Annotated in this window: 13 protein-coding genes; 4 read left to right on the plus strand and 9 right to left on the minus strand. The window is 53.9% G+C overall.

What is annotated here, in order from left to right; all coding sequences use genetic code 11:
- Positions 1-20: 20 nt before the first annotated feature.
- The 4 genes from GOC95_RS07760 to GOC95_RS07775 all read left to right on the plus strand — a co-directional run bounded on the left by GOC95_RS07760 (position 21) and on the right by GOC95_RS07775 (position 4,482).
- Positions 21-203 (plus strand): hypothetical protein, encoded by a 183-nt coding sequence (locus GOC95_RS07760; protein WP_194749199.1) that lies wholly within the window; start codon positions 21-23, stop codon positions 201-203.
- 32 nt (positions 204-235) lie between these two features.
- Positions 236-2,215, plus strand: coding sequence for a transglycosylase SLT domain-containing protein (locus tag GOC95_RS07765; protein ID WP_275356564.1), 1,980 nt, complete (start codon positions 236-238; stop codon positions 2,213-2,215).
- Positions 2,216-2,283: 68 nt separating this feature from the next.
- On the plus strand, positions 2,284-3,243 hold the full coding sequence (locus tag GOC95_RS07770) for a complex I NDUFA9 subunit family protein (RefSeq protein ID WP_194749201.1): 960 nt from the start codon (positions 2,284-2,286) through the stop codon (positions 3,241-3,243).
- A 21-nt stretch (positions 3,244-3,264) separates the two neighbouring features.
- The gene (locus GOC95_RS07775) at positions 3,265-4,482 is read left to right on the plus strand and encodes a multifunctional CCA addition/repair protein (RefSeq protein WP_275356565.1); all 1,218 of its coding nucleotides are present in this window, start codon (positions 3,265-3,267) and stop codon (positions 4,480-4,482) included.
- A gap of 22 nt (positions 4,483-4,504) precedes the next feature.
- Here the strand turns inward: GOC95_RS07775 and GOC95_RS07780 are convergent, their stop codons facing one another.
- The 9 genes from GOC95_RS07780 to argA form a co-directional block, all read right to left on the minus strand.
- Entirely contained in the window at positions 4,505-5,446 is a 942-nt protein-coding gene (locus tag GOC95_RS07780; RefSeq protein ID WP_275356566.1) for a sensor domain-containing diguanylate cyclase, read from the minus strand.
- Between the two features lie 67 nt (positions 5,447-5,513).
- Complete coding sequence (locus GOC95_RS07785) at positions 5,514-6,161, minus strand: SGNH/GDSL hydrolase family protein (RefSeq protein WP_275356567.1); 648 nt, start codon at positions 6,159-6,161, stop codon at positions 5,514-5,516.
- A 71-nt stretch (positions 6,162-6,232) separates the two neighbouring features.
- Positions 6,233-6,457: a DUF2788 domain-containing protein gene (locus GOC95_RS07790; protein WP_194749205.1), complete on the minus strand. Its 225-nt coding sequence runs from the start codon at positions 6,455-6,457 to the stop codon at positions 6,233-6,235.
- 22 nt (positions 6,458-6,479) lie between these two features.
- Entirely contained in the window at positions 6,480-7,073 is a 594-nt protein-coding gene (gene slmA / locus GOC95_RS07795; RefSeq protein WP_275356568.1) for a nucleoid occlusion factor SlmA, read from the minus strand.
- A 58-nt stretch (positions 7,074-7,131) separates the two neighbouring features.
- The gene (locus GOC95_RS07800) at positions 7,132-7,797 is read right to left on the minus strand and encodes a pyrimidine 5'-nucleotidase (protein ID WP_275356569.1); all 666 of its coding nucleotides are present in this window, start codon (positions 7,795-7,797) and stop codon (positions 7,132-7,134) included.
- 15 nt (positions 7,798-7,812) lie between these two features.
- A complete protein-coding gene (locus tag GOC95_RS07805; protein ID WP_275356570.1) occupies positions 7,813-8,430 on the minus strand; it encodes a glutathione S-transferase family protein in 618 nt (205 codons plus the stop codon).
- Between the two features lie 33 nt (positions 8,431-8,463).
- Positions 8,464-9,348 carry an acetylglutamate kinase gene (argB, locus tag GOC95_RS07810; RefSeq protein ID WP_194749209.1) on the minus strand — a complete coding sequence of 295 codons (885 nt, stop codon included), beginning with the start codon at positions 9,346-9,348 and terminating at the stop codon, positions 8,464-8,466.
- Positions 9,349-9,479: 131 nt separating this feature from the next.
- Positions 9,480-10,316 (minus strand): Tim44-like domain-containing protein, encoded by an 837-nt coding sequence (locus GOC95_RS07815; RefSeq protein WP_275356571.1) that lies wholly within the window; start codon positions 10,314-10,316, stop codon positions 9,480-9,482.
- 171 nt (positions 10,317-10,487) lie between these two features.
- Positions 10,488-12,056: an amino-acid N-acetyltransferase gene (gene argA, locus GOC95_RS07820; RefSeq protein WP_194749211.1), complete on the minus strand. Its 1,569-nt coding sequence runs from the start codon at positions 12,054-12,056 to the stop codon at positions 10,488-10,490.
- Positions 12,057-12,338 lie beyond the last annotated feature (282 nt).

Raw genomic sequence — 12,338 nt, forward strand, 5'->3', positions numbered from 1 at the left:
CCGCGTCCAGGCAGATTACAATGTGGTGGATACGAATCTTGTTTGCCGTGCTGGTGTTGAGCACCCTGATCCTGGGCTTGCTAAGCTGGCAGACCGGGCAGCCACGCTACTGGCGCTGGCTCAAGGCAGTCTGGCGCGGTGGGTTTGTGGTCATCCTGTTGTTGCTGTTGTTCTTTTTCCTCAGTCGATTGGCCAGAATTTGAAATTGATCACGCCATCACGTGATCGTTAATGCATGAAGACTAGATTCCCCTTTTTCGTGGCACTGGCTGCTGCGCTGTTCATTGTGGCGACCGCTGCATTCGCTGGCGACGCCGAGGTCTATGCACAGGCCAAACAGGCCTATCAAACCAGAAACCTGGCCCAATTATCCGAAGCTACTGATACGCTCAGGCAAAAGCGCTCGCCGTTGCTGCCTTATCTGCAATACTGGCAGATGATCCTCACGCTGGATCAACTCTCTTACAACCAGGTGCAGGCGTTTTTGCAGGAAAACAATGAATCCTTGCTGTCGCAGCGGGTGCGTGAGCTGTGGCTGAAACGGCTGGGCCGATTGCAGTTCTGGGACCAGTTTATTGAAATGCGTGCGCAAATGCCCATGTATTACAGCCTCAACGATGTGGGTAACCAGTGTTACCAGATTCAGGCCGGGATCGCCATGGATGATCCAAATGCGTACGAGGACGGCAAGAAACTGTTGCTGGCGGGCAAAGACCTGCCACCCGATTGTCAGGGCATGCTGGAAGCCTTGCAGCAAGTGGGCGTGCTCGACGAGAAGTTGTTACTGACCCTGTATCGGGACGCGCTGTTTGCCAATAAGCCGGGCCTAGCCAAAGCGATGGCCAAACGTAGCAGCAAAACAGATGCTGCGCTGTTTAAACAACTGGACGAAGTCACGCAAAACCCGGCGTTAGCGCTGAAAAAAGGCACGATTCAGGACCGTAGCGCTTATGGCCGGGCGTTGTATATGTATATCATCCATAGACAGGCCAAGGCTGAGATCGAGGTCGCGCGGGCCAGTTATCAAAAATATAACGGCTTGCTGGATGCTGAAGAAAAACAACTGGTTCAGGCTTATATCGCACTGGAGGCGGCACGTAAACACGCGCCGGAAGCCTTGCAAAGTTTTAACAAAGTGACTGCCTCTGTGCTCAATAACGAGCAGTGGGAATGGTATGCACGGGCCGCTTTGCGTCAGCAGGACTGGAACCAGCTGCTGAAAGTGATCTCTGACATGCCGCCGGTCTTGGGCGAAGAGGCTGCCTGGCGGTACTGGAAAGCACGTGCGCTGCTGATGAAGGGGACGCCTGCAGAAGCCAATGCCTTATTGGCTAAACTCTCGCAGGAGCGGCATTTTTATGGCTGGCTGGCCGCTGAAGAGTTGGGGCCAATGCTGGGTGAGCCGACGGCCACTTATCAACCCGCTGACGACGAAGTCCGGCAGTTTGCACGGCAACCGGCAGTCAAACGCATGGAAGCCTTGTTTGACGTCGAGGCACGCTACGAGGCCAGGCTGGAGTGGATGTACTTGCTGGAAGCGCTGGATGATCCCGGACGTATCGTCGCCGCACAATATGCCATGCTGAAAGGCTGGTTTGACCTGGCGGTGCTGGCGGCAGACAAAACCAGCCGTACCCATAATTTTGAGTTACGGTACCCCACGCCCTACCGCGATTACCTGCAAAAAGCCTCTCGCAGCCGGGAGATTGATGAAGCCTGGGTCTATGGCATTATCCGGCAGGAGAGCCGGTTTATGCACTACGCCAAGTCATCGGTGGGCGCAGGTGGTTTAATGCAGGTGATGCCTGCTACTGCCAAATGGATCGCCAAAAAACTCGGCTTGAATAGCTACCATGATGGCATGCTGCATGACATCGAAACCAATGTGAATCTGGGCACTTATTACATGCGCTACACGCTGGATACGTTTAATGGCCAGGAGGTGATGGCCACCGCCGCCTACAATGCCGGCCCGAGCCGTGCACGGCGCTGGGCGGCCAGTACGCCACTCGAAGGCGCAATTTATGCCGAAACCATCCCGTTTAGCGAGACGCGCAATTACGTGAAAAAAGTGCTGGCCAATGCGCATATGTACGCTGCGCGGTTGGGCTTGCCGGTGGTGACCCTCAAGAAACGTCTGGGGACGATCCCCGCACGCAGTGTGGCAGAGGCTGACACGGTCACCACCACGATCACGATTTCAGAGCAAGAGTAAGCGGCGGTTTTTCGGTACAATAAGCAAATACGAACTCAGTTAACGCAAGACGCATCAGGAACAAGCAAATGAAGACAGTCACAGTGTTGGGTGGTAGCGGTTTTGTTGGTAGCAGCGTGGTCGCCAGGCTAGATCAGGCCGGTTACCAAGTCAAAGTGCTGACGCGGCGTCGCGAGCAGGCCAAGCACTTGATTTTGCTGCCTAATGTACAGGTGGTTGAGTGTGATATTCACGATCACGCCGCCCTCAAGGCGCAATTGCAGGGCAGTGATGTGGTGATTAACCTGATTGGCATCTTGCATCAAACCCGTGATAACGCCTTTGAAAAAATGCATCACCAGTTTCCACGCCAGGTCGCGCAATTGTGCGAAGCGTTGGGGATTCCGCGTTTGCTGCATATGAGCGCCCTGCAGGCTTCTGCCAGCGCCCCCAGTGAATATTTGCGCAGCAAGGCCGCGGGGGACAGTGCCGTCATGGCGTTCAGCAAAAAACTGCATGTGACCATCTTCCGGCCTTCAGTCATTTTTGGCACGCGTGACCGCTTTATCAACCTGTTCGCCAAGCTGATCCAATGGATTCCCGTTTTGGCACTGGCCATGCCCAATGCCAAGTTCCAGCCGATTTGGGTGGAAGACGTCGCTGCCGCCATGGTGAATGCTGTCGATGAACCTGCGACCTATGGCAAGACTTATGAGCTGGGTGGCCCCGCCATCATGACCTTGCAGCAAATCATTGAGGCGGTCATGAAAACCATCCATGTGCAGCGCCCCATCCTGGGCTTGAGCCTGCGCATGTCCCTGCTGCAAGGCAGCTTTATGCAGCTGTTGCCCATCAAGCTGATCTCACGCGATAACGTCAAATCCATGCAGGTCGATAATGTGTGCCAGCAACCGATGGCCAACGAATTGTGTGTGGTCCCGACGGATATGTTCGCCGTGATTTCCGGGTATCTGGTCAAAAACAATCCGCGGGGGGCCTATGATCAGTTCCGCGCGGCCGCTGGGCGTGTCATCAACGCCAGACGTTGATTGCGTACAGGGCTGCCTGTCATGCAGATTTACCAGGTAGGGGGTGCCGTGCGGGACAGCCTTCTCGGCCTGCCCGTCAAAGACCGTGACTATGTGGTGGTGGGTGCCAGCCCCGAACAAATGCTAGCCGCAGGCTACCGTGCAGTCGGCAAGGATTTCCCCGTTTTTTTACATCCCCAGACCCAGCAAGAGTACGCGCTGGCGCGTACCGAGCGCAAAACCGCCAAAGGCTACAAGGGCTTTAGTGTTCACGCCGATCCAGACGTGACCTTGGAGGAAGATCTCGCTCGCCGTGACTTCACCATGAATGCCATTGCCCAGACCGCGGAGGGTCAACTGATTGATCCGTTCGGTGGCCAGGCAGATATTGAAAAAAGAATCTTGCGGCATGTGACAGCCGCGTTTAGTGAAGATCCGGTCAGAATCCTGCGTGCTGCCCGTTTTTTAGCCAGATTTACCGATTTTACTATGGCACCTGAAACCATGGTGCTGATGCGCGAGATGGTCGCTGCAGGCGAGGTGGATGCCCTGGTGCCCGAGCGCGTCTGGCAAGAGATCGCCAAAGGCCTCATGGAGTCCCAACCGAGCCGCATGTTTGAGATGCTGCGTGCTTGCGGCGCGTTGAAAATCATCTTCCCAGAGCTGGACCGCTTGTGGGGCGTACCGCAAACCGCCACTTATCATCCTGAAGTGGATACCGGCATCCATATCATGATGGTGATTGATTACGCTGCGACGCAAGCCTTTAGCCTGCCTGTACGCTTTGCGGCACTGACCCATGATCTGGGCAAGGGCACCACGCCTGCTGAAGTGCTGCCGCGCCATATTGGCCATGAGTTGCGCAGCGTTGATCTGATTAGGGATGTCGTGGCCCGCCTGAAAGTGCCCAATGATTGCAAGGATCTGTCACTGGTGGTGGCGAAATATCATGGCAAATTGCATGCGGCGCGGCAAATGAAGGCAAGTACGCTGCTGCATTTTCTAGAGGAGCTGGACGCATTCAGACAGCGCAGCCGTTTTGAGGATTTTCTCAAGGCCTGTGAATGTGACAGCCGAGGCCGGCTGGGATTAGAGCAATGCCCACTGGAGGATGCCGAGCATCTGAGCCGCGCATTGCAGGCGGCCTTGACCGTAGACGCGGGCGCAATTGCCAAACAATGCCAGTCGCCTGTGCAGATCAAACAAGCGGTGGCGGAAGCCAGAACACAGGCCATCCAGCAGGCCATGCATCTGCATTAACCAGTCCGCGACCGTTTAGGGTCTAAACCTCTTCCTGCAAGACTATCCGGTTTCTGCCTTGATGCTTGGCGTGATACATCAGTCTGTCTACATCCGCCAAAAAATCATTCATCTGGTCTGTTGCTGAGGGGATGATGCTGCCCACCCCCACACTGATGGTGAGCAGCTGACTGACGGCTGAGTGCGCATGCGGAATCTGTGCCTTGAAAATCAGATGGCGGCAACGCTCAGCGATCTTGCCTGCGGAAACAAGATCGGTCTCCGGTAAAATCCAAGCAAACTCTTCGCCGCCAAACCTGGCAAAAAAATCATTTGCACGCACGCCGGCATGAGACAAGAGGCTGGAGACTTTTTTCAGTATCTCATCGCCTTTCAGATGCCCGTAAGCATCATTGAATTGCTTGAAATAGTCGATATCGATCATGATCAGTGCCAAGGGCTGCTGATGTCGGCTGGCTTCCAGCCATTCTTTTTCCAGCACGTTGTCAAACATGCGGCGGTTGGCGACGCCAGTCAGGCTATCCTGATAGGACAGCACTTCAAGTTGTTTTTGCAAATCCAGTAATTGTTGCTCTGTTTGTTTGCGTTCGCTGATATCAAACATAAAGCCAATCAGAGCCTCGGGCTCGTCGTTCGTAGCACGGATCACATGCACTACATCGCGTATCCAGACAAAGCCACCGTCAGCCGTCAGTGCACGGTAGTCCGCTTCATGATCCAGGCCTTGCAGTGATTGCGAGATACAAAAATTGAATACACGATCGCGGTCTTCCTCGTGCATGCGTGCGGCCCAGTCCTCTGCGGATTGCCAGCTGTCCTGTGTCCAGCCGAGTAAGGACTCAATTTGTGGGCCAATATAAGTGAATCGTTTGGAGGCCCAGTCTAATTTCCATGGAATCGCTTTGGTGGATTCCAGCAATGTTTTATAAGTATCGTTATCTTGAGGTGGCAGTACGTGATCCATGGCGAAAACGGTGGTGTGATAAATTGATTAAGGGTAGCGGACGGACAGCAGGGTCGCAATAGCCAATTCAGGCTTGCTGCCCTAGAAGCGCGTTCACTTCATGGGCCAGGGCTTGCCCTAATTGCAGATGTTGTGGAGCATCCAGATGCACGCCATCTATTTCACTGGCGGTGACGATGCGCCCTGCATCGACAAACAGGCAATCCATCGCCTGGCTGACTGCGCGGTAAGCCGCGGCCAGTCCCTGGCATTTTTGTGCGGCGCCAGTAAACTTTTCTGCAATCGGTCCTTGTGGTTGAGTGATGAGCGGTGGCGCCACGATCATGACTTGGGGGACAGGCATGCCTGGTTCAATGGGGGCTTGCCGTATCGTGGTGACCAGGCTGGCCATGCCTTGCGCGGCGTGCCAGGCGGTGTGCGGATGCATGGACTGAAAGTCATTGGTGCCCAGCATGAGGATGACCAGCGCCAGCGGCGAATGGATTTCGATACGCTGCGCCAAGCCTTGCTGGCCGTTGCGACCGGGTTTGAACGGGTCTTCGAACACCGTGCGCCTGCCATTCAGGCAATCTTCAATCACGCGCACGCGTTGCTGCATTTGACTCAGGCTGATTTCGAGGACCCCAGGCCAGCGCTGCTCAAACGGCAGGCGCTGACGGGTATTGGGGATGATGCCCCAGCTTAACGAGTCTGAGTAAACCAGGATGTGCTGCATTGCTTCACCTCACCAAGGGAGCATGCAGTATAAAGCAGGCGCTGGTTTTGATAAAACAGGTGAATATTCAGCTAGTGAATATTCAGATAGTGCTGAATGGCAAATTTGGCCAGGAATCCGACCAGCCCCAGCGTCAGGGCCAAAAACAAGGCAAAAGTGCCGGTTTTGCCCGCTTTGGATTTCCAGGCCAGGTTGCCCACAATAAAGACAATAAACAGCATGAGGAACGCGAGGCCCCAGGACATGCCAAACTCGGTGAGTTGGGCTTCATTCATGCCAAAAATAGTGGTTTCCATCCGTGATACTTTCTGTTGAAACTTATTGCAGGCAGCCCGTAATCAGCTGGGCCAAGTGTTGCTCAAGATTGTCGCTCGGTTTGCGTTTGAATCCGCTTTTGGCAAAAGCATGCCAGCGGCCCAGCACAAAACTGATCATGGTATTGGCCGCCGTGCCGGCATCATTAATTTTGTGACCCTGAGCTTCGGCAATGCGCAACGATTGCTTGAGGCTGGCTTCTAACCTGTCCAGCAACTGGTTGATACGCAATTGCAAGGCGTCATCTTCATTGACCAGGGCATCGCCAATCAACACCCGTGACATGCCGGGATTGCGCTCGGCAAACTTGAGCATGGTTTGCAGCATCAGCTGTACTTGCTTGAGGCCATCGGTTTCGTCGGTGGTGATTTTGTTCATGACACCAAACAAGGCGCTTTCAATAAACTCGATCAGGCCCTCAAACATTTTGGCCTTGTTGGCAAAGTGGCGGTAAAGTGCCGCCTCGGAAACATCGAGTTTGGCAGCCAGGGCTGCCGTGGTGACTTTTTCGCCACGTGGCGTTTGCAGCATGCCTGCCAGGGTTTCCAGAATTTGCTGTTTACGGTTTGCGCGTGCTTCTTTATTGATAGTAGCCATAATGATGTGGGAGCCTGAGCCTGATCGTTAGGTGGTTATTTTGACCCGTATTTTAACCTTATTCACCGGCGGCGGGAATGTAAAGCGGCCCTTTTTTCAGGCCACTGTGAGTGAGCGCCAACATATGCGCTAACCTATATTGCACAAAGTTTGGTTTGCGTAACTTGCGGCTGATCCACACCGTGCGCATCCCCAGCCGTTTGGCCGTCATCAGTGCGGGCAGGCTGTCTTCAAACAAGGTGCAATCTGCCGCACGGCATTTAAGCTGGCGTAGCAGCAATTGAAACCCGCGCACGCTGGGTTTGGCGTGAAAGCCACTGGATTCCACACTGAAGACCAGTGAAAAGCAATCCTCAATGCCCAGGACTTGCAGCACGCGCAACGCATAGTGACGCGGTGCGTTGGTGAAGACGCATTTACGTCCCGGCAGTTGCTGCAATAATTGCCTGAGCTGTTTGGTGGTATGCACCATCTCGTCCGTCAGAAAGGCATGGGTTTCTGCAAGAAAATGATGCGGGTTGACCCCGTGGTGGCGCATCAGCCCTTTGAGGGTGGCACCATAGACCTGCCAGTAATGCTGGCGCAAGGCGCAGGCGGCAGGTTCATCCAGTTGCAAGTGATCCTGGATATATTGGGTCATGGCGCGGTTCATCACCGGGAAGATGTGCGCCGAGGCGTTATGCAGCGTATCGTCCAGGTCAAAAATCCACACCCTACGTGTCATCACTGCCGTGCCAGATTAAAGGGCATCTGCCCGCAATTTGGCCGGGCGGTGCAGCAGGCGGTTTAAGTAGTCGTCAAAGATGGCACGCGGCGGATAGGCTTTGGTGTAACGCATGCCAAACGCCAGATGGGTCGCCAGATAGACATCGGCGGCGGTGAACTGGTCGCCACACACATAGGCATGCTGGCGTAAATGCGATTCCAGGGTATCTAGCGTGAGTGTCAGTGAGCCAAAGCCCAGAAAAGCCTGACAAGGCGTACCCAAAGGTGTTTTTTCCGGCGTTTGCCAGCCCAGAAACTCAGCCGTGGTTGCCGCTTCCAGCGGACCGGCGATAAAAAACATCCAGCGGTAAAAAGCGGCCCTTTCCGGGGTGCCCGCGGCTGGAATCAAGCCCTTTTCGGCAAACGTGTCTGCCAGATAGGTCAGGATCGCGGCCGTCTCGGTGACCACGGCCCCGCCATGCTGGAGGGCAGGTACTTTGCCCATGGGGTTGATTGCCAGGTAGTCTGCTTTTTTCATGGCCGGACCAAAGTCCAGCCACACCGCCTGATACGCAAGGCCCAGCTCTTCGAGCAGCCAGTGCACGGCACGGCCACGCGACAGTTTGTTGCTGTATAAAATAATCTCAGCCATGGTTGGGCACTGCTGATGAGCGTGGCTGAATGGCTATTTCGCCTTGATCAGCGTGCCCACGCCTTCGTCAGTCAACACTTCCAGCAGCAAGGCATGCTCCACGCGGCCATCAATGATGTGCACAGACTTGACGCCACTGCGCGCCGCATCTAGCGCAGAACCGATTTTTGGCAACATGCCGCCACTCAGGGTGCCATCTTCTACCAGGTCATCGATTTGCTTGGGTGTCAGGCCGGTCAGCAGCTGGCCATTTTTATCCAGCACGCCTGGCGTATTGGTCAGCAAAATGAGTTTTTCTGCATTGAGGATTTCAGCCAGTTTGCCCGCCACCACATCGGCATTGATGTTATAAGTTTCGCCATCCTTGCCTACGCCAATCGGCGCGACGACCGGGATAAAGTCACCGCTATCCAGAAACGTAATGATGCTGGGGTCTATGCCGGAAATCTCGCCCACCTGGCCGACATCAATCATTTTGCTCGGGTCTTTGAGGTCTTCCATCAGCAGTTTGTGCGCATGGATAAAGTTACCATCCTGCCCAGTTAACCCCACCGCTTTACCGCCGTGACGGTTAATCAGGTTAACGATTTCCTTGTTCACCTGACCCCCCAACACCATTTCCACCACGTCCATGGTTTCTTCGTCAGTGACGCGCATGCCCTGAATGAATTCACCCTTTTTGCCCAGCTTGTCCAGCATTTCATTGATTTGCGGGCCGCCGCCATGCACCACCACCGGGTTCATGCCCACCAGTTTTAACAGCACCACATCCTGCGCAAAACATTCTTTGAGGCGGTCGTCCGTCATGGCGTTGCCGCCATATTTGATCACGATGGTTTTATCAAAAAAGCGTTTGATGTAGGGCAGCGCTTCGGACAGGGTTTTTGCCTTTTGCGAGGCAGTGGCATGTTGCATCATCGGAGGTCCGTATTGAGTTCAAAACAGCGTGAATTTTACCGCAGAAATGTGAAGCGCTGATTAAAAAACAGCGCTTACACCTCATGCGAGTTTAGGGCAGCCAGTGGCTTAATCTGGATGCATCATCCAGATCAGGCTTGCTGAATCCCTGCCAATAACCATGGCGCATTGCTTGGCTGTAGCGCTTTTTGCAAGTGCCAGATTTCATTGATGTGTTCAATCGCACCATTGTTTTCGCGCAACTGACCCGAGTAGCGCACACTGGCAATGGTGTAAGCGCCTTCAGTGACCACCTCAATCAGCTCAGCATCAATATTCAATACCTCGGTTATTTGTGGTGCATCGCCGCGTTCTTGCAGTTGCAGGCTGATTTCAGCATAGACCTCAGGGGTGGTGTATTCACGAATGTCTTGGATGTCTTTGCGGTCGTTGGCGGCTTGCAGACGAATAAATGAAGCTTTGGCACCACGTAAAAAACTATCCACCGGAAAATCGGCAGGAATATCTGCTTTTATTGTGGGGGCAGCGCTGGCGTTGTATGCGGATTCAGATTGAAATCCGGCGGGGGCATACGGTGCGCCTGCGCCGGCGTATTGCGGCGGCGAGGCTTGCGCATTTTTAAAGCGACGCACTAAAAACATCAGCAAGGCAAAGCCTGCAACCACCATCAATAATGTGCTGAAATTATTGGCAAAATCGCCCAATCCGCCGTGTGAAAACAGGGTTGCCAAGCCGGCACCAATGGCAAGACCGGCCAATGGCCCCATCCATTTGCTCATCCCGTTACGTGGTGCAGCCGCAGGGGCTGGTTGTGGCGTCGCTTCAGGCGCACGTTGCATTTGTTTGGCAGGCGCCGGCCGATTTTTACCAAAACTGCCGCCACCGCCCAATCGCTTGGCCTCTGCCACACCAGAGAACAAACTCATGCAGACCATCAACACCATCAATAGCTTCCAAAACTGTTTCATGTTTTCCTTTTGTTTCTGTGTTTTAAATAAATGCTGGATTGCCAGAGCGCTTGCATGGCAATCGGATATCCAATGTAACGTAAGTGGGCATGAAATGGTTGCATTTCAAGAAGCTAAGGCCATTGTTTGTTTTTTAGGGGCCATAAAAGGGTCAGCCTTTGGGCTGCGGCCTTACAAAGGTTTCACAAACACCTTGGACTTGCGCTGGAAATTATAGAACTTGAGTTTCTCTTGCGGCAGTTGCTCCACGCTTTGTTCGCTAAAGCCGCGCTCCAGAAACCAGTGCTCGGTGCGGGTGGTCAGGCAGAACAGCTGTTTAAAGCCTTTTTGACTGGCTTGCTGCTGACAAAAGTTAAACAGCTTGTCACCGCGGCCACCGCCACGGTAAGCGGGATCTATCGCCAGGCAGGCGAACTCTACCATTTTTTCCTCGTGAAACGGATATAAAGCCGCGCAACCGATGACGCGGTTATCGTGTTCCATCACATAAAAATAGTTGATCTCCATCTCTATGCGTTCGCGGCCGCGCCGCACCAGAATGCCCTCATTCTCCAGGGGTTCAATCAACCGCAAAATGCCGCCTACATCTTCGATATTGGCCTGACGCATGGTTTCCAGTGACAGTTCAGTGATCATGGTGCCTATGCCCTGGCGCGTAAACAGCTCCTGAATAATGGCGCCATCAATGTGGCGTGAGATCAGGTGGGTTCTGGCCACGCCATGCTCGCAGGCACGCACGGCGGCGGGCAGGTAATAATTGACGTCCTCAGAATAAAAAATCGGCTCATCACTTTCCTGCACGTTACGTAGCAGGTTGCGCGCCTTGGCCGAGGTCATTTCGCGCAACAATTCGCCGCGCAGGTTCTGGATCCCTTCTGAGTCCATCAGGAAAATCAGTTTTTCTGCATCCAGCGCAATCGCGGCACTCACCGCGACATCTTCCAGGGTCAGGTTAAAGGTCTCGCCGGTGGGGGAGTAGCCCATGGGCGACAACAACACCATCTCGCCATCGTCCAGCCGTTTCTGGATGCCGACCGCATCAATCTTGCGCACTTCGCCGGTATGTTGCAGATCCACACCGTCGCGTACGCCCAAGGGTTTGGCAGTGACAAAATTACCACTGGCAACACGGATGTCGCTGCCTGCCATCGGCGAGTTGGCAATGCCCATGGATAACAGTGATTCAATCTCTACCCGGATGGCACCATTGGCTTCTTTTACCGCCTCCATGGCGGCATCATCGGTGATCCGCAAGCCGTTATGCAGTTTTGGGGTGAGGTGGTCACGTTTCAGGCGTTGCTCAATTTGTGGCCGGGCACCATGAACTAATACCAGTCTGACTTCTAGGCTGGCCAGCAGGTTGAGGTCGTGCGAAAGCGCCACAAACTGTTGTTCACTGACGACTTCTCCGCCAAATGCAATGACAAAGGTGCTGCCGCCAAAGGCGTGTATATAAGGCGCCGCAGAGCGAAACCAATGCACAAACTCTTTGCTATTCGTGCTAGAAAGGATGGCGGGTGGCGTGTTGGTCAGCGAGACGGGGGTCAGGTTGGCATCATAGAGCCGGCCAGGCGTGGTATGCAGTGCCTGTGCGGCGGCGCGCAGCAGGGCTTCAGAGATGCCAATCTCGCCGCGTTCAATGCGCGATAAATTGCTGGCATCTGTGCCCATGCGGGCAGCCAGTTGCTGCAAGGTTAAATTTTGCGATTTACGCAATTCCCTGATGTTTGAGCCTAGCATTTTGCGTTTAATTTAAGGTTAATTTGCAAAATAATAAATAAAAATGGTTTTTATTGCAAATAATGTGACTGGGTAACACCCTGTGACCGCCGATACACGCAGATAAACGCCGATGCGGTGGAGACTGGAACTAGTTTCTGGTGTTAATTGCCATGTAAGAAATAAGCGCACAGTTTCAGTAGAGTTTTAGAGGGTATCTGCGTTCATCGGCGTGTATCGGCGGTTAAAAAGTTTTTGCTGTCGAAGATTCGTGCCAAAAAAATGACGGCCAAGGCCGTCATA

This window comes from Methylophilus sp. YYY-1 (assembly GCF_029132825.1).
GTDB classification, from domain to species: Bacteria; Pseudomonadota; Gammaproteobacteria; order Burkholderiales; family Methylophilaceae; genus Methylophilus; species Methylophilus glucosoxydans.